The 16,607-nt window shown below is 59.6% G+C and carries 20 protein-coding genes; 6 read left to right on the top strand and 14 right to left on the bottom strand.

All coding sequences use genetic code 11. The annotated features are described in order from the left end of the window. Positions 1-19 precede the first annotated feature (19 nt). Positions 20-634: an imidazoleglycerol-phosphate dehydratase HisB gene (gene hisB / locus FHR98_RS01610; RefSeq protein WP_183414875.1), complete on the bottom strand. Its 615-nt coding sequence runs from the start codon at positions 632-634 to the stop codon at positions 20-22. 207 nt (positions 635-841) lie between these two features. On the opposite strand from hisB, the gene FHR98_RS01605 reads away from it, so the two are divergent. From FHR98_RS01605 to hslU, 3 genes are all read left to right on the top strand, one after another. Then, positions 842-2,167 (top strand): S1C family serine protease, encoded by a 1,326-nt coding sequence (locus FHR98_RS01605; RefSeq protein WP_183414874.1) that lies wholly within the window; start codon positions 842-844, stop codon positions 2,165-2,167. Between the two features lie 69 nt (positions 2,168-2,236). Then, the gene (gene hslV / locus FHR98_RS01600) at positions 2,237-2,803 is read left to right on the top strand and encodes an ATP-dependent protease subunit HslV (protein WP_183414873.1); all 567 of its coding nucleotides are present in this window, start codon (positions 2,237-2,239) and stop codon (positions 2,801-2,803) included. 22 nt (positions 2,804-2,825) lie between these two features. Further along, positions 2,826-4,145 (top strand): ATP-dependent protease ATPase subunit HslU, encoded by a 1,320-nt coding sequence (gene hslU, locus FHR98_RS01595; RefSeq protein WP_322091202.1) that lies wholly within the window; start codon positions 2,826-2,828, stop codon positions 4,143-4,145. On the opposite strand, the gene FHR98_RS01590 is transcribed toward hslU, so the two are convergent. From FHR98_RS01590 to FHR98_RS01555, 8 genes are all read right to left on the bottom strand, one after another. After that, complete coding sequence (locus FHR98_RS01590; RefSeq protein WP_183414871.1) at positions 4,142-5,056, bottom strand: DMT family transporter; 915 nt, start codon at positions 5,054-5,056, stop codon at positions 4,142-4,144. The two genes, hslU and FHR98_RS01590, sit on opposite strands and share 4 nt — an antisense overlap. Continuing rightward, on the bottom strand, positions 5,056-5,400 hold the full coding sequence (locus tag FHR98_RS01585) for a helix-turn-helix domain-containing protein (RefSeq protein WP_437126606.1): 345 nt from the start codon (positions 5,398-5,400) through the stop codon (positions 5,056-5,058). The genes FHR98_RS01590 and FHR98_RS01585 overlap by 1 nt, the downstream gene beginning before the upstream one ends. Before the next feature lie 31 nt (positions 5,401-5,431). Beyond that, complete coding sequence (locus FHR98_RS01580) at positions 5,432-6,019, bottom strand: Smr/MutS family protein (RefSeq protein WP_183414869.1); 588 nt, start codon at positions 6,017-6,019, stop codon at positions 5,432-5,434. A gap of 2 nt (positions 6,020-6,021) precedes the next feature. Next, the gene (locus FHR98_RS01575) at positions 6,022-6,717 is read right to left on the bottom strand and encodes a LutC/YkgG family protein (protein ID WP_183414868.1); all 696 of its coding nucleotides are present in this window, start codon (positions 6,715-6,717) and stop codon (positions 6,022-6,024) included. Next, positions 6,714-8,147 (bottom strand): LutB/LldF family L-lactate oxidation iron-sulfur protein, encoded by a 1,434-nt coding sequence (locus FHR98_RS01570; protein ID WP_183414867.1) that lies wholly within the window; start codon positions 8,145-8,147, stop codon positions 6,714-6,716. Before FHR98_RS01570 ends, FHR98_RS01575 begins: the two co-directional genes overlap by 4 nt. Next, entirely contained in the window at positions 8,147-8,914 is a 768-nt protein-coding gene (locus FHR98_RS01565; protein ID WP_183414866.1) for a (Fe-S)-binding protein, read from the bottom strand. Before FHR98_RS01565 ends, FHR98_RS01570 begins: the two co-directional genes overlap by 1 nt. A 94-nt stretch (positions 8,915-9,008) precedes the next feature. Beyond that, positions 9,009-10,232, bottom strand: coding sequence for a murein transglycosylase A (gene mltA / locus FHR98_RS01560; RefSeq protein WP_183414865.1), 1,224 nt, complete (start codon positions 10,230-10,232; stop codon positions 9,009-9,011). A 43-nt stretch (positions 10,233-10,275) separates the two neighbouring features. Then, complete coding sequence (locus FHR98_RS01555; RefSeq protein ID WP_183414864.1) at positions 10,276-10,992, bottom strand: Tim44/TimA family putative adaptor protein; 717 nt, start codon at positions 10,990-10,992, stop codon at positions 10,276-10,278. A 166-nt stretch (positions 10,993-11,158) separates the two neighbouring features. Between FHR98_RS01555 and FHR98_RS01550 the strand changes: the two genes are divergently transcribed. From FHR98_RS01550 to secB, 3 genes are all read left to right on the top strand, one after another. Next, positions 11,159-11,641, top strand: a complete 483-nt coding sequence (locus tag FHR98_RS01550; RefSeq protein ID WP_183414863.1) for an FxsA family protein — start codon at positions 11,159-11,161, stop codon at positions 11,639-11,641. Further along, positions 11,638-12,165 (top strand): histidine phosphatase family protein, encoded by a 528-nt coding sequence (locus FHR98_RS01545; RefSeq protein ID WP_183414862.1) that lies wholly within the window; start codon positions 11,638-11,640, stop codon positions 12,163-12,165. Before FHR98_RS01550 ends, FHR98_RS01545 begins: the two co-directional genes overlap by 4 nt. Before the next feature lie 87 nt (positions 12,166-12,252). Then, positions 12,253-12,756 carry a protein-export chaperone SecB gene (gene secB / locus FHR98_RS01540; protein WP_183414861.1) on the top strand — a complete coding sequence of 168 codons (504 nt, stop codon included), beginning with the start codon at positions 12,253-12,255 and terminating at the stop codon, positions 12,754-12,756. 5 nt (positions 12,757-12,761) lie between these two features. On the opposite strand, the gene dnaQ is transcribed toward secB, so the two are convergent. The 5 genes from dnaQ to FHR98_RS01515 are packed head-to-tail and all read right to left on the bottom strand — an operon-like array spanning position 12,762 to position 16,364. Then, entirely contained in the window at positions 12,762-13,439 is a 678-nt protein-coding gene (gene dnaQ, locus FHR98_RS01535) for a DNA polymerase III subunit epsilon (protein WP_183414860.1), read from the bottom strand. An 11-nt stretch (positions 13,440-13,450) separates the two neighbouring features. Next, positions 13,451-14,086 (bottom strand): dephospho-CoA kinase, encoded by a 636-nt coding sequence (gene coaE, locus FHR98_RS01530; protein ID WP_183414859.1) that lies wholly within the window; start codon positions 14,084-14,086, stop codon positions 13,451-13,453. Positions 14,087-14,089: 3 nt separating this feature from the next. Continuing rightward, on the bottom strand, positions 14,090-14,938 hold the full coding sequence (locus FHR98_RS01525; protein ID WP_183414858.1) for a shikimate dehydrogenase: 849 nt from the start codon (positions 14,936-14,938) through the stop codon (positions 14,090-14,092). Further along, the gene (locus tag FHR98_RS01520; RefSeq protein ID WP_183414857.1) at positions 14,935-15,534 is read right to left on the bottom strand and encodes a Maf family protein; all 600 of its coding nucleotides are present in this window, start codon (positions 15,532-15,534) and stop codon (positions 14,935-14,937) included. Before FHR98_RS01520 ends, FHR98_RS01525 begins: the two co-directional genes overlap by 4 nt. Continuing rightward, entirely contained in the window at positions 15,531-16,364 is an 834-nt protein-coding gene (locus FHR98_RS01515; RefSeq protein ID WP_183414856.1) for a pyruvate, water dikinase regulatory protein, read from the bottom strand. The genes FHR98_RS01520 and FHR98_RS01515 overlap by 4 nt, the downstream gene beginning before the upstream one ends. Positions 16,365-16,607 lie beyond the last annotated feature (243 nt).

Genomic DNA, 16,607 nt, shown 5'->3' with positions numbered 1-16,607 from the left:
CCCCTTCGAGGCGGCTGGCCTAGAGCAAGGTGCCCTTGGTCGAAGCAATCTCACCATCCAATCGCGGATCGATTTCGACCGCCTGCCTCAGGGCGCGCGCAAGCGCCTTAAAGCTCGATTCGATGATGTGGTGGCTGTTCTCGCCGTAGAGATTCTCCACGTGCAGCGTAATGCCGCCATGCTGAGCGAAGGCCTGGAAAAACTCCCGGAAGAGCTCTGTATCCATTTCGCCAAGCTTGTCCCGCGTGAAACCCACTTTCCAGATAAGATAGGGCCGGCCGGAAACATCCAAGGCACAGCGTGTCAGAGTCTCATCCATCGGAATGTAGGCGTGGCCATAACGGCGAATGCCCGCCCGGTCGCCCAGAGCATTGGCCACGGCCTTGCCCAGCACGATACCGCAATCTTCCGTGGTGTGATGGCCGTCGATATGGAGGTCACCTTCGCAATCCAGTTCGATGTCAATCAGGCTATGCCGTGCGAGCTGTTCGATCATGTGATCGAGAAACCCGATACCGGTCGAAACGTCGTACCGGCCGGTTCCATCCAGATCCACCTTTGCGGTGATCTGCGTTTCCTTGGTCTGGCGCTCCACCCGCGCCTGGCGCTGTGTCTTCGCTGCTTCGCTGCCCATCGTCCTTTGCCGCCTCTCCTCGTCAGGCTACCCCCAATGATGGCGGGACTTTTACCAGCTTGCGTGGCACTTGGCCACGGCACAATCGCATCCTGACGCGTTACGTGAAAATTTGTCTTCAAAGCACAAGGCCTGGTTGATCCGCCGCGGCCAGTCTGCTTTCTTTCCCTTAAGAAAAACAAAATAAGAACGACTGAAGGGGGGATCATGCCAAGATACCTTTTACGAAGCCTTATTCTAGTGCCATTTCTTGCCGTAGCCGCATGTCAATCGACCGCGCCAAAGATCAATGCGCCCTTGCCGCAGCCATCTAACCCGGTTGCACCGCTCCCGGTGCGCGAGAATTTGGCGCCAATAGCATATGACGGCACATTGGTTGACCTACCGAGAGGCGCCAATATCGGCGGGTACGAGTTTGTGCTCTACGAATGCTTCGCGGCTGATACCCACATCATTTGGGAACCGGGTCGCATTAACGACGACGACGCTGAGGTCTCTACGGAAGTGGAGAAGGTGCTTTGGAACAAGGGGTTGAACGTACCGGGTGGTTCGGGTGGACTTTTTACGCAATCCTTCAATCGCGCAGAAAGCCCCCTGTTTCTGCTTGGTGCAAAGGTCAAAAATATCTCGGCATCGCTTTGCCGGGACTGGGATACCTGGAAAGGCGTTTGGAGCGGCAAAGAGAGCGGTAAAGCGCTCCTTTCCATAGAATGGCAACTTTTCTCGGTTTTCGAGCGGCGCGTGGTGTTCGAAAAATCACTGCCGGGTTACTACGAAGTTACGGAACCACGGGAAAGTCAGAGTTTTCTCTTTTCATTGTTCGTTGGCGCGATAGCGGACTCTGCGCAAACTCTTGTCGCTGACGAAGCGTTTATCGGCACACTGCAACGCAACACCGGGCTTCAAACCGGAGGCGCCGAACCGACGACCGAGCCGCTTATTCTGGAACAGCGGAAACGCTTCAATGCGCCGGTCGCGGAGCAAATCGAAGACATCCGTGATGGCGTGGTCGTCGTCGGAGCTGGAAAGGGACACGGATCCGGCTTTTTCATTACACCGACGCTTCTTCTCACAAATTACCATGTTGTCGGTGAATCCAGAGAAGCGCCGATCGAGTTCCGAGACGGCAGGCGAGTGATCGCTACGGTGCTGAGGCGTGACGCAAGGCGTGACGTCGCCCTGTTACAGCTACAAGAAGGTGAAGGAAAACCTCTCCCTGTTCGTACTGAACCGCTCGCCGTGACCGAGGAAGTGCTTGCGGTCGGTGCGCCGCTTTTTGAAAGCCTATCCGGGACAGTCACTCGTGGAATCGTGAGCAATTTCATCCTAAACCAGGAAGGTTTGCCGGTTATCCAAGCGGACGTCGACATACAAGGCGGCAACAGCGGAGGAGCGTTGATCGATGCTAACGGAAACGCTGTCGGGATTTCTTATGCCGGGGTAGACGGCGGACGTTCGGGAACTTCGATAGGTGTCAATTTCTTCATCCCGATCCTGGAGGGCCTGAAACACCTGAACGTGCAATTGAATTAGCCTTCCCTGGTGCTTGTTTTCATGTGATCGCTTGACCCGGCGGCGGTGTCGGGCCATCTATGCCGGGTCATGAGCGAACAACAAAACCAATCCGGTCCCGTCTGGCATGGGACAACAATCCTTTCGGTCCGCAAGGGTGACCGCGTGGTCATTGCGGGCGATGGGCAGGTAACGCTAGGAAACACCGTTATCAAGTCCAACGCACGCAAGGTGCGACCGCTGGGCGACGGACGCGTGATCGCAGGATTTGCAGGCGCGACCGCGGATGCCTTCACCTTGTTCGAACGGTTGGAGGCGAAGCTTGAAAAGCATCCCGGCCAGCTCGTACGCGCTTGCGTCGAACTTGCAAAAGACTGGCGCACCGACCGCTATCTGCGCCGCCTGGAAGCGATGATGGCGGTGGCCGATGCGGAGCATTCCTTGGTACTGACCGGTACCGGCGACGTGCTGGAGCCGGAAGATGGCCTGATCGGCATCGGTTCCGGTGGTTCCTTTGCACTGTCGGCGGCCAGAGCGCTTATCGACATCGACGGGCTGGAGGCCGAAGCCATAGCCCGAAAAGCCCTGAAAATCGCAGCGGAAATTTGTATTTACACCAATGACTCAATCGTCGTCGAAAGCCTTCCGGCCAAATAGCGGAGAGCGTCAGGCCTCCGCCGTGAGCGCCTTCTCGCCCCGCGAAACGGTTTCGGAACTGGACCGCTTCATCGTCGGACAAGCCGACGCCAAGCGCGCCGTCGCCATTGCGCTCAGAAACCGCTGGCGGCGACAGCAGTTGCCCGAGGCCCTGCGCGAGGAGGTTCTGCCGAAGAACATCCTCATGATCGGCCCGACCGGCGTCGGCAAGACCGAGATCGCCCGCCGGCTGGCCCGGCTCGCCAATGCGCCCTTCCTCAAGATCGAGGCCACCAAGTTCACTGAAGTTGGTTATGTCGGTCGCGATGTGGAATCCATCATCCGTGACTTGGTGGAAATCTCGATCACCATGACCCGCGAACGTCTGCGCCGCGAGGTTAGCGCCAAGGCAGAGTTGCAGGCCGAAGAGCGTGTGCTGGATGTGCTGGTGGGAGAGAATGCCTCGGCTGAGACACGCCAGAAGTTCCGCAAGATGCTGCGCGAAGGCAGTCTGGACGACAAGGAGGTCGAGATTCAGGTGGCAGCGGCCGGTGGCCTGCAGATGCCAACGCTCGACGTTCCCGGCATGCCGGGCGCTCAGATGGGCATGATCGATCTGGGCGACATCTTCGGCAAGGCGCTGGGCGGCGGCGGTACCAAGCCGCGGCGGCTGAAGATCAGCGACGCGATGACGGTTCTGACGGAACAGGAGGCCGACAAGCTGCTCGATGAAGAGCGGGTGAAGAGCGAGGCCCTGCGTGCCGTCGAGCAGAACGGTATCGTATTCCTGGACGAGATCGACAAGATCACCGCCCGCTCGGAAGGCGCGCGCGGCGGTGCGGACGTGAGTCGCGAGGGCGTGCAGCGCGATTTGCTGCCTTTGATCGAAGGCACCCAGGTCGCGACCAAGCACGGGACCGTCAAAACCGACTTCATTTTGTTCATTGCCTCGGGCGCCTTTCACCTCGCCAAGCCCAGCGACCTGTTGCCCGAGCTACAGGGGCGATTGCCGATCCGCGTTGAGTTGCAGCCGCTGACCCGCGAGGATTTCAAGCGCATCCTGACGGAGCCGGAAGCCAGCCTCATTACCCAGTATATCGCCCTGATGGGTACTGAAGACGTGACCCTGAGCTTCACCGACGACGCCATCGACGCCATCGCTGGCCTATCCGCCGAGATCAACGAGACGGTTGAGAACATCGGCGCGCGGCGCTTGCAGACGGTCATGGAAAAGCTGCTGGAGGAAATTTCCTTCACCGCAACAGATCGCGGCGGCGAGACTATCGAAATTCAGGCAAGCGACGTACAGGACCGCGTTGGGCATTTGGTCAAGGACGCCGATCTCTCTAAGTTTATCCTCTAGCTGGCCCTACGCACCACCAGGGCGACACCGACGGCGGCCACCAGCATTCCTGCCAGTGCGAGCAGGCCCAGGGTTTCGCCAAATATTAGGAAGGCGATCACCGCCGTACAGGGCGGCACGAGGTAGAAATAGCTGGAGACCTTCGATACCTCGCCCATGCGGATCATGAACATCAGCAGGCTGACGGCGCCAATCGACAGGACCAACACCAACCAGCCCAGCGCGAAGATAAACTCGCCGGTCCAGACCACCCGCATATCCTCGGTCGTCCAGGCGACGAACAAGGCTGCGACCGCAGCGACCCAATATTGCAGCGCCGTGCCGCTGCGCAGGTCCGCAGCCATGCCGAATCGCTTCTGGTAGATCGTCGAGGCGGTGATGGCCAGAAGCGACAAGGCGCAAAGACCAACCTCGACAAATCCAAACCCCTCTTGATCGGGCAGGGACGCCGGATCGATCTTTTCCACGACCACCAGAAAGACGCCGATTACACCCAGAACGAAGCCCAGCCACTGCCGGCGCGACACCCGTTCGCCAAGGGTCAAGCCGGCGAGCAGAGCAACGGTCAGGGGCTGCAGGCTGACAATCAACGCCGAAGGCCCGGCGGGCATCCCGCGTGAAACCGCAACGAAGACCCCGCCCAGGTAGACCGCCTGGAGCAGCAGTCCAACGACGGCGATATGACCCAAGGCTTTCCAGGAACTGGGCCAGGGCGCGCCCGTTGCCAGCGCCAGGAGAGTCAACAGGGTGCCAGCGGCAACAAACCGCAGGGTCAGGAAGGTCATCGGTTCGGCATAGGGTACGCCGAGCTTGGCGCCGATAAACCCGGTCGACCAAAGCAAGACAAACAATCCGGGCGCCGTCAGACCCAGAATCCGCTTCGTCCGCTCGCCTCCCGGAAGGTTAGCCATCAGGTCCGCTCATTACCGGCATCAACCAGAAGCAGCAGCGACTGCAGTTTTTCTTCGGAAAGCTCTCCTATGCGTTCAGCGAGCCGGTTTGCCAATAGCGTCGCGGTGGGTGTCAATCCACTGGTATCCACCACCACCCGGGGGTGCGATATGTCGGCAAGGCGCTGTATCTCTTCCGCGTCGTCCCAGATGATGCCCAGGTACTGGCAAACCCGGTGGACAAAGCGGCGGTTTGGCCTCCCGCGACGACCGTGTTCGAGCGCCGAAAGATAGGCAGCGGAAACTCCCAACCCGGCCGCCATCTCTTGCAGGGTCTCGCCGCGCACAGCCCTTAGGGCGCGCATCTTTTCTCCGAAAGGTGTCATCGCTGGGAGTTTAGCCGCGCAGACGCTTCAGGAGAATGTAAAAGGCGCCGCCGCCGCCATGTTTCGGCTGCGCCCGTGCGAAAGCGACAACACGGCCCCTATTAGGTTCGGCATTAAGCCAATCCCCCAAGCGTTGGCGCAGTATTCCGTCCTCCGAGCCCAAGCGGCCCTTTCCGGTAATGACCAGCACACAACGCTTGCCTGCTGCTTGGCTGGCGGCAAGAAAACGGGCGAGGGCGTCCTCGGCTTCAAACTGTCGATGACCGTGTAGATCGAGTTTAGCCTCCAACTCGAGCTGGCCTCTGCGCAGTCGCTCCGCGTTGCGGCGGTCGATATCGACCAGCCGGCCCGGTTCAAGCTGCGGCGGTGTCTTATGGCGCAGGGCGGCCGACGGACTTGCTGGGCGTAAGGGTTCTCTACTTTTCGCAACCTTTGCCTTGCCCGCAGGTTTTTTGGCGGGCGCGGCCTCTGTTGCCGACGCCGTTTCATCGCTCTGGAGGACGGGTTTCTTTCGTTTGCTTTTAAGGGGCGCCACGGTCTCGGCCACACGAAACCAGAGAATCTCATCCTCCGGAGACAAGCGCGGGCCCCTGGCCATTGTCAGCCCTCGTCGCCGGCGGCAGCGCCAACCAAAATGACATGCAGGCGTTTGGGGCCATGCGCGCCCAATTCGATCCGCTGTTCAATGTCTCCGGTTCGTGAGGGCCCGGAGATCATATTAACCGTTCTTGGCATCACTCCCTCGCCAAGCTTCGCGCGCAAGCGGTCGAAAGCTTCCTCGTAAGGCCCGACAACCTCGTCGCGGCGCAGCACCACGATGTGGGTTTCCGGAAGGAAGGCCAAGGTGACCGGGCTCTCTGGGCCGGATGGCAGCACCAGAGTTCCGGTTTCAGCAACACCCGCAAGCGCCCGGGTGACGGAAACCGGATCCGGTTCTTCGGCCTTGCCGAAAGCCACCGCAAGAAGCGGCTGCGACGACCAATCGAGATCGGCGAGGTCCTTGGCGGGCGCAACCTTCAACTCGGGCGGCAGATTGTGCGATTTAAGGTATGCCGCTATTGCGTCAGGGACCTGCGCCATATCGCCGATCTCGTCGAAACTGGTTTGCACCTTTTCCGCCATCTGCCGAAACAACGCCACCTTTCTGGCCGCACCGCCATCACTGCGGGCCGGGACCAGATTGCGGTCATGTGCCGACAAACGCGCACCAACGCGGTCTTGCCGGTCCATTTCGGAGCCGCTGACCTTTAGAGCACGGCGAACCGCCCCCAGTATGTTGCTACGCGGGCCGCTCATGAGGCAGGCCCTTCCGACCGTTGGCGCTCCGCCCAAAGCTGCTGAAATGTCTTGCCCTCCGGTGCCGGAAAGTCGCGGTGTTTCGTCCAGCCCCCACCCAACAGCAAGGATTTCAAGCGCCCCTTGCGACCGGCAAGCCGTGCCATCATCGCCGCAGCGATGCGCCCGCCCAGATGATAGAGACGGGGGCGCGTCGCAAAGAACCGCCAGGCCGAAAGTCCGGACCGAACCGCTGCCGGTGACAGGTGCTTCTCGAACTCCCGCTCGCGCCAGTGGCGCATAAGCTTCGGCAAGGGAATTCGCATCGGACAGACGCTCTCGCAACGCCCGCAAAAGGTCGAGGCATTGGGCAGTTGTCCGGCCTTTTCGACCCCAATCAGGCTGGGGGTCAACACCGCACCCATCGGCCCGGGATAGACCCAGCCGTACGCATGGCCGCCAACCGCGTGATAGACCGGACAATGGTTCATACAGGCACCGCAGCGAATGCAGCGAAGCATCTCTTCGAACTCGGTACCCAGCATCGCGCTACGGCCATTGTCGAGCAGAATGACATGATAGGCCTCCGGACCGTCGGGGTCTTCTGCGCGGCGCGGCCCGGTGGAAAAGGTCGTGTAGGACGAAAACTCCTGGCCGGTCGCGGAACGCGCCAGAACGCGCAGGATCGTGCAGGTATCCTCCAGGGTCGGGACGATCTTCTCCAGACTGGCGATAACCACGTGGACCTTGGGCAAACTCTGCGTCAGATCGCCGTTCCCCTCGTTCGTAACGATGACCGAAGTCCCGGTCTCGGCGATCAGGAAATTAGCGCCGGTGATGCCGACATCCGCTTCCAGGTAGCGTTGTCGCAGCATTTCGCGCGCCTCGGCGACCAACAATTCGGCCTCATCCAGCTTGCGGTCATCTGGCAGGGTTTTGTGGTGGCTGCGGAAATCAGCCTCTACCTGTTCGCGCGTCACATGAACCGCCGGGGCAATAATGTGGCTCGGCGGCTCCTTGCGAAGCTGGATGATGTATTCACCCAGATCGGTTTCCACGACCGTCAGCCCTTCGGCTTCCAGGTGATCGTTGAGCCCGATCTCCTCGGAGATCATCGATTTGCCCTTGGTTACGGTTTTCGCACCCGCGGAGCGACAGATCTGAGCCACGGCATCTCGGGCATCGGCCGCCGTCGCGCACCAGTGCACCGTGCCGCCGGAGGCAATCACTTTTTCCTCATAGCGCTCTAGGTAGAGGTCGAGATGAGCCAACGTATGGTTCTTGATGTCGCGCGCAGCGTCGCGCAGCGCATCGAACTCCGGCAGAGCGGCGGCGGCAGCGGCGCGCTTGTCGATGAAACCGGTCTTGACGTTCGCGAGCGCTTTTTGCAGCTGCACGTCCTGAAGCGCCGCGCTTGAGCGTTCCTTGAAAGCATGGCTCTGCGACTGCATCAGTTCCGCTCCTCACCGATTGCGGGCTGCTCGATATGTCCTGCTAGAACCTCCGCGACGTGGCGCACCTCGACTTGAGAGCCCAGGCGTTTGAGCTTACCCGCCATATTCAGCAAACAGCCAAGGTCACCCGCCAGCAAGAGTTTTGCGCCGCTGGCTTCGATGTCCCGCACCTTGCTGGTCACCATTTCATTGGAGATATCCGGGTACTTGACGCAGAAAGTGCCGCCAAAGCCACAACAAACCTCGGACTCGCGGAGTTCGGTCAACTGCAGGCCTTCAACACTGTTTAGCAGTTTCCTGGGTTGATCCTTCACGCCCAGCTCGCGCAGGCCCGAGCAGGAATCATGGTAAGTCGCGTGCGCGGAAAGCCGTGCGGAAACGCCTTGAAGACCACGTACATCGACCAGAAACGAAATCAGTTCATGGGTTCGTTCGGCCAGGTGCCGGGCTCGCTCCCGCCAGACATCGCCATCCTTGAAAAGCGTGGGATAATGTTCACGCAACATGGCGGCGCAAGAGCCGCTGGGCGCAACCACATAGTCGAAGCCCTCCATGGCTTCGATGGTCGCGCGCGCCACGGCCTGTGCATCCTTGCGATCGCCAGAGTTGTAGGCGGGTTGCCCGCAACAGGTCTGTGACTGCGGCACTTCTACCACGCAGCCAGACGCTTCCAGCAACTCGACAGCAGCGAAACCCACACTGGGCCGGAGCAAGTCGACCAGACAAGTCACGAAAAGGCCGATGCGTGGTTTGGAATCACTCATATCTTGGACCTTTCCTTCAACATTCCGCCGCACCCGTTCACTGCTGGTTGATGGGGCGGACAATGGTATGACCACTTTACAAATGCAATACCATCTAGCTATCGGGTCGTGATAGTCGCTGGGCCACAGCCTGCGGCAATAGCAACCAGTACTTTCCCGTTGCCTTCATTCGCCCAGCCTCGGCCAATGCCGGTTCGCCCGAGCCGAAAAAGAAATCTCCCCGCACAGCGCCCTTGATGGCGCTCCCGGTATCCTGTGCCACCATCAGCCGCCCTCGCGGCTCGGATTCATCAGGAGTTGCAACCACCAACCACAGCGGCGCACCTAAAGGTATGACGCTGCGGTCCACGGCCAGCGAGCGACGTGGAGTCAGTGCCACCCCCTGCGTTCCGATGGGGCCTTCACCATTGACGATGCGGAAAAAAATGTAGCGATCATTGCGCGCCATTAATTCGCTGGCTCGATCAGGATTGGCACGCAGCCAGTCACGAATGCCCTGCATCGAAAGGGAATCCCGCGGCAGCTCGCCGCTCTCTATAAGTGCCCTTCCGATGGCGTAGAATTCACGACCGTTGGAAGCTGCATAACCTAGTCGCAGTTCGCTTCCGTCCGGCAGTGTCGCAACGCCCGACCCCTGAACTGAGAGAAAGAAAGCATCGACTGGATCGTCGAGCCAGATCAGCTCCAACCCTTGCCCGGACAGCTGCCCCGCATTGATCTCCGCACGGCTGTAATAGGGAACCAAGCGCCCTTGCGCCACTCTTCCGACCAGGGTTTGCTTTGGCAGATCCGCACCAAACGCGCTGAGATCGACCGTCACGCGATCTTGTGGCGGTTGATAGAGCGGCACGTCGTACTCGGCCAACGGCACAAGGCTGGCCCGAACCTCCGCTTCGTAGTATCCGGTGAACAAGCCGTCCGATTGGCCGCCTTCATCGACGACCGCGAAGGGCCGGAAATGAGATTCGAAGTAGGCCCGTACGGTATCGACCCCGGCATCGGATGCCGGCAGGTCGCCGCAGGCTTCGCGCCAGTCGCCTGCTGTCATGGCTAACGCCTCCGGTTCCATCACCCGCTCGAGCGGAAGCGTGTTCAATCGCTCGCAAGACCGGATCAACGCCGGCAACGCCTCGGTTTGGCGGTCCTCCGACCACCCTGGCAGGTCATCAAAGTCGAGAGGCAGTAGGCGTGCCTGCGAGCCCAGGTCTATTCCCGGGGGAGGCGTCGGTGTCAGGTACTCGGTAGGGGTGACGGTTTCCTCCGGCTGCTCCGTCTGTGGCTCATCACAAGCCGCCAACCCGACCAAGAGGAAACCCAACAAAGAAAACCATGCATAATGGCGCCTGGTCTTCTCTCGGCAATCAGTTGCCGCCATCGGTAGCGACCAGCGACCAATTCGGGTCGCGGCTCTTGGTGTTGCGTGCAAACGTCCAGATATCCGTGATGGCGCTGACCTTGTTGGGGTCACCGTCAAGAATCCGCCCTTCCTCGTCCTTGAGAACATTTATCTGCTCGGAAACAAAGGTGATGGTGACATAGGCGGTACGGTCGCGCAGCTCGGCATCGGTGATCTCGGCCTTCTGCATTCCGACGAAAGTCGTTTCCAGCGTTTGCTTGTCGGCCTCGCGCGCCTTAATTGCACCGGCAAAGTCTTCATAGACATCGCGGGCCAACAAGGGGCGTAGCGTCTTCGTGTCGCCGGCAGCAAAGGCCGAGATGATCATTTCGAAGGCCGCCGTGGCGCCCTGCAGGAAGCGGCCCTTATCAAAATCAGGGTCGGCAAGAGCGATCTGGGTCAACCCGGCTTCAGCAGCCTTGGACACCCCTTCGCCCGAAACATCCGGCTTGGCGTTCATAGCCGACTCTCGCCGGTCATTGCCAGGCAACTGGATCACGGAATCTTCGTCTTGAGGGTGCGCCGTCTTCTTTCCCGGACCTTCTTCGGTGTCTTCGAAGCCAGTCAGATCATTCGGCTCATCAAAGCCGGTCCGCCGACCCAAGACGCCTCGTAACCGGAAAAACAACACGCCGGCAATCACAGCCAGAATGAGGATGTCTATGAATTGAAATCCGTTCATGGGGTTGCAGTAATGCCCCTCTTCTCCCAAGTTTCAAGCCGGACCGCCATGAACGGCGGTACAGAGTACGGCTGCACAGGTTATCGTAGCCCTTCCTGAAGATAGGGCTTTTGTTGCATTCTACCAGACCTTCCACAAATAAGAACTACACAGACAAAGAGCAAGCATGCCAATCCTATTACTTCTCGCCATCATCGCTGTTCCGCTGGTTGAAATCGCGGTCTTTATCCAGGTAGGCGAGGCCATTGGTCTCATGGCGACGCTTGTAGCGGTGGTGTTGGGAACGATGGTCGGCGTGGCCGTGGTCAAGCAACAGGGCCTAGCCGTCTTGACGCGCGCTCAACAGCAGATGGACGCCGGCATCGTGCCCGACCGCGAGTTGTTCGACGGCGTGTGTCTGGTTATAGCCGGGTTCTTGATCCTGCTGCCGGGCTTCGTTACGGACACCCTCGGCGTGCTTTTGCTTTTACCGCCCATACGCGACCTATTGCGAAGCGGTACCGGGCGGTTCGTGAAGGTTCGACGCGACGGCACCCCACGCAGGCCTAGTCCGGGCGGCGGGGTAATTGAGGGCGAATTCGAAGAGGTCGACGAAAGCGCGCGCCGTGGTGAAGGGCCTCACGATAGTGATCCAAGGTCGCTACCATGATTCTTTTGCGTCATGCCCAGTCGCACTTCAATTTGCATTTCGGCAAAACCCGGCAAGACCCCGGGATTGAGGATCCCGAGCTGACCGAGGAGGGCTTTCGGCAAGCCCGGGCCGCTGCGGAACGTTTGGCGACCGTTGGCTTCAGCCGCATCCTTTCTAGCCCCTATACGCGAACGCTACAGACCGCCTCGATTCTGTCGGAAGCGCTGAAATTACCGATAGAGATCGAGCCGTTGGTGCGCGAGCAGGCCTATTTTAGCTGCGATATCGGGTCGAGCCGGTCGAAGCTCGCCGCCCGTTTCAGCGGATTGGATTTTTCCGATCTGGAAGAGATTTGGTGGTCCCCAGGGCCGGAAAGTGCCGCCGACCTGCAACATCGCTGCATTTCTTTCGTCGCCAAAACCCGAACCTCCCCCGACACTGACAAGACTCTCGTTGTCAGTCATTGGGCCTTTATCCAGGGCCTTACCGGCGAAGGACTTCAAAACTGCCACCATCTGACGTTCGACCCAAGCCGGCACTGACCGCAGATCGCCGTCGGCTGCTTGCGCCCACAGCATCAGCCGTGCTAGCAGAACGCCAGGAAACCCGTTCAGGAGAAGCGAACCCTCATGGCTGACGAAGCGCCCCGCAGCGCCATTCCCTTTTCAATCAACAATCAATACGTGCGCGATCTCTCTGTGGAGAATCCGAACGCGCCCATGATTTACGGATCCATGAAGAGCTCTCCGGAGATCGGCATTAATGTCAATGTCGAGGCGCGGCGCTTGCAGGAAACAAGCTACGAGGTGGTGCTTTCGCTGCAGGTCGAAGCAAAGTCCGGTGACCAAGCCGCTTTCATGATTGAACTGCAGTATGGCGCACTGGTGACGGTCTCTGCCGAGATGGACGACGAACGTCTACAGCAGATTCTGTTGGTTGGAGTCCCGCACCATTTGTTCCCCTTTGCGCGCTCAATCATATCCAGCGCCACCATAGAGTCAGGCTTCCCGCCGTTGTTGATTAGCCCGATCGACTTCCGCCAGTTGCTGTCCAAGCAGCAAGCCGCCGGGGCCAGCGAGAACGGTTCTGCGGCGAAGGCTTCGACCGAGCAGGGCGACGCGCCGCAAGGCTGACAACACTACTTTTTAGCCCAGAGCGGGTCCTTGAGTTTCTCAAGCATTTGCGCGTGCGCATCGCGTTCAGCCTGGGTGGCTGCATGGTGTCGTGGCTCACGAAACCTCCGCTCCTCGGCGTTTTGCACCTCGGAAGAAACGGTCGAGACGCTGGCCAGGGCCAATCCCTGTTGCTGGCCACCCCTTAGTTCGAGATAAACCTCCGCCAAGAGCTGGCAGTCGAGGAGTGCGCCGTGGTGCGTTCTGTGTGAGTTGTCTATCCCAAAGCGGCGGCACAGCGCATCGAGGTTTGCCGGCGCGCCCGGGAAGCGTTTGCGCGCAATCTGGAGCGTATCAATGGCCTGAGTTGAGGGTAAGGGCGGCCTCTCAAGCAGCGCCAACTCGGCGTTGATAAACCGCATATCGAATTCAGCATTGTGGATGACGAGCTTGTCGTCCTCAATGAAATCCAAAAACTCCTGCGCGACCTCGGCGAACTTGGGGTGCTGTCGCAAAAACTCTTCGGATAGACCGTGAACCGCGAAGGCTTCGGCGGGCATGTCGCGCTCGGGATTGATGAAGCGACGCCAATGACGCCCGGTCTGCACGTGATTCACCAACTCCAGGCAAGCGATCTCGACGATCCGGTGTCCTTCGGTGGGATCGAATCCCGTGGTTTCCGTATCCAGCACGATCTCGCGCATCCAACCTACCTCTATTCCATTCCCATGCCGTATTTCGGCGGCCAATGCCGCGACTCCAGCCCCCTGGCAAATTTGACGATACGTTTGAGACGCTTCAAGGCCCATCCCTTGGAAAGCCCATTTTTCAAAACGAAATCCGCACGACGTTGTTTTTCGTGGTCACTGACCTGTTGTGCCAGAATCGCGTCCAGCCGCGCCTGGGTCATCTCAGTTCGTTTGAGCACCCGTCCGCGCTGCACGAAATCCGGCGCCGTCACAACCAGAACAGCGTCCACCCGCGTCTCCGCGCCCGTTTCGTAAAGCAGGGGAATATCCAACACCACCAGCGGATGCCGCATGCGCGCCTGCCGCCGCAAGAAGGCTGCCGTTTCAGCCCGCACCATCGGATGCAAGATAGCTTCAAGCCGACGTAGTGACGCGGGGTCCTGGAAAACCTTCGCACCTAACGCCTTGCGATCAATGCCACCATTTGCGCCCCGGGTGCCGGGAAAAGCCTTCTCGATAGTCGCGACCGCCGCGCCTCCCGAAGCCATCAAGCGGTGTACGGCCGCATCGGCATCATGGACGGGCACTCCCATACGGCGCAGCATTGTGGCCGTCGTGCTCTTTCCCATACCGATAGAACCTGTGAGGCCAAGGATAACCAAGGCCTATCCTCCCAAAACGAAGGCCCTGAGGTCCTCCGTCACCTCCGGTTCAACGCCAAACCAGGAGGCAAAACCGGGGCGCGCTTGGTGTAGCAGCATGCCCAAGCCATCGACGATTCCGTTGCCACGCATCCGCGCAGCGGCAAGCAGGGCGGTCTCCAGCGGCGCGTAGACGATGTCATTGACCGTAGCTGTCGACGGCAGAGCCGCCAAGTCTATCTCCAGGGGCGGTTGGTCCTGCATGCCAAGCGCCGTGCTGTTCACCAACAGATCGCAATCAGCAAAGGCCGTGCGCCAATCTCCCCAGGGCACGACCCGAACGCGGTTTCCAAACTCATCGGCAAGCGCTGTCGCGCGCGCGACCGTGCGATTGACGATACGAACCTCCGGCACGCCCTCGTCCAATAGCCCCACCAGCACCGCCCGCGCCGCGCCGCCCGCGCCCAGCACGCACGTCGGCGCCGCGCCGGCCCGCCATGCCGGTGCGTTTTGCTTCAGGTTGGAAATAAAGCCAAAGGCATCCGTATTGCTGCCGACGAGGTGCCCCTCAGCATCCACGACAACCGTATTCACTGCACCGATTCGCCGGGCGAGCGGGTCCAGGCGATCACAGAGATCGAGCGCCGCCTCCTTGTGGGGAATGGTTAGATTGCACCCGCGAAAGCCGAGCTTTGGTAGCGCAGACAAAGCCGCACCAAGGTTGTCGGGATGAACGGCTAAAGGAAGGTAAGCGCCGTCGAGCCCATGTTTCCTCAACCAGAAACCATGTAATCGCGGTGATTTAGAATGTGTCACCGGCCATCCCATCACGCCGGCCAGCTTGGTCTTTCCGGTCAATATCTGGTCTGTCATCGCGGCACGACCTCATGGTTTCTCAGAAAATCGAGCAAAGGCAATAGTGGCAACCCCAAGATGGTGAAAAAATCGCCTTCGACTTTCTGGAAGAGCTGGGCGCCGCGTCCTTCAAGCTGATAGGCGCCAACGGACTGCAGCGCCAGGTCGCCGACTTCAGCAAGATAATCCTTGATAAAGACATCATTGAACGGCCGCATTGTCAGGCGTGCCATATCGTTATGATGCCACAAAACCTCGCCGCCCCGCATCACGGAAACGGCGGTCAGGAGTTCATGGCGTTTCCCGGCGAGTTGCCTCAGATGGTCTGCCGCTTGGGTCATGTCGCCCGGCTTATCGAACCAGACCTTCTCGCACACCAGCATCTGATCTGCACCGATCACGAGGGTTTCCGGATGGCGCCTGGATACGTGCCGGGCCTTAAGTTCAGCCAGGGTTTCCGCGACCTGTAGGGCGTTGGCGCCTTCGGCGCGCAGCGCTTCCTTAACCTCCGCTTCATCGACCGGCGCCGGTTCCGCTACAACCTCAACCCCGGCGTCCGCAAGCAGCCGCTGCCGGGAGCGGCTGGCGGAGGCGAGTATCACGGAGGGACTCATGACGCATCGACCTCCCGATGCTTGGCGAGCAGCGAGAGAATCGCAGCGGCCGTCTCCTCGATGGAGCGACGCGACACATCTATGATCGGCCACCCCTGGCGATTATAGAGCCGACGGGCGTCGGCCACTTCTTGCCTAACGGCTTCGGGGTCCACGTAATCGCTCTCGCCATCCTGATCCTCGTCTATTCGCAAACGATTGCGGCGCACCTGTACGAGGCGGTCAGGATCCTTGGTTAGCCCAACGATCAACGGCTTTTTCAGGGAAAAAAGCGGTTCGGGAAGCGGAAGGCCAGGAACAATCGGCACATTGGCGGCGCGAATACCACGATTGGCGAGGTAAATGCAGGTTGGGGTTTTTGAGGTGCGCGAAACGCCAACGAGGATCACATCGGCCTCGGCCAGTTTCTCACTCTGCTGGCCATCGTCATGACCTAGAGCATAGTTGACCGCTTCGATACGATCGAAGTACTCGGCATCAAGCGCGTGTTGAAGCCCCGGACGGCCGCTAATGGTTGCTCCGAAATAGGCTCCTAGCGTGTGTATGACCGGCTCCAGAACCGGGATACAGGGAACGCCCATTTCCCGACAGCCCTCGACGAGGCGTTGCCGCAAGACGTCGTTCAGGACAGTCATTAGCACCGGGCCGGGGGAGTCCTGGATACCGAGCAAGACCTTTTCCATCTGTCCTTTGGTGCGAACCAAACTCCAGACATGCTCTCGTGGCTCCACATTCTCAAACTGAACCAGACAAGCCCGGGCTACGGAGTTTAGCGTTTCCCCCGTAGAATCAGACACCAAATGCATATGTCGAACGATATTTTTCTTCATTGAACCGACTTCATTCATGGTGCCGAAATCTTATCCCCATCAAACGTGCATTACCGGGACAAATCGCTGTCTGTGCACAGGCGCTTCAAAACAATCCCTCAGCGCCAGCGGTGCTATCCTCAAGGCTGCCTGCTGGGTGCAAAGAATACAATGCTCTGGATAAATCCAGCCTTTGCATTTACTTCGTGCAAGTCATGCCCATCTTTCCATGGCGACACTAACACCAACGACTCGCCAGGGTTT

This window comes from Limibacillus halophilus, from assembly GCF_014191775.1.
GTDB lineage: Bacteria > Pseudomonadota > Alphaproteobacteria > Kiloniellales > CECT-8803 > Limibacillus > Limibacillus halophilus.
The sequence above is the reverse complement of the archived record's forward strand: the minus strand, read 5'-3'. Positions and strand labels throughout refer to the sequence as shown.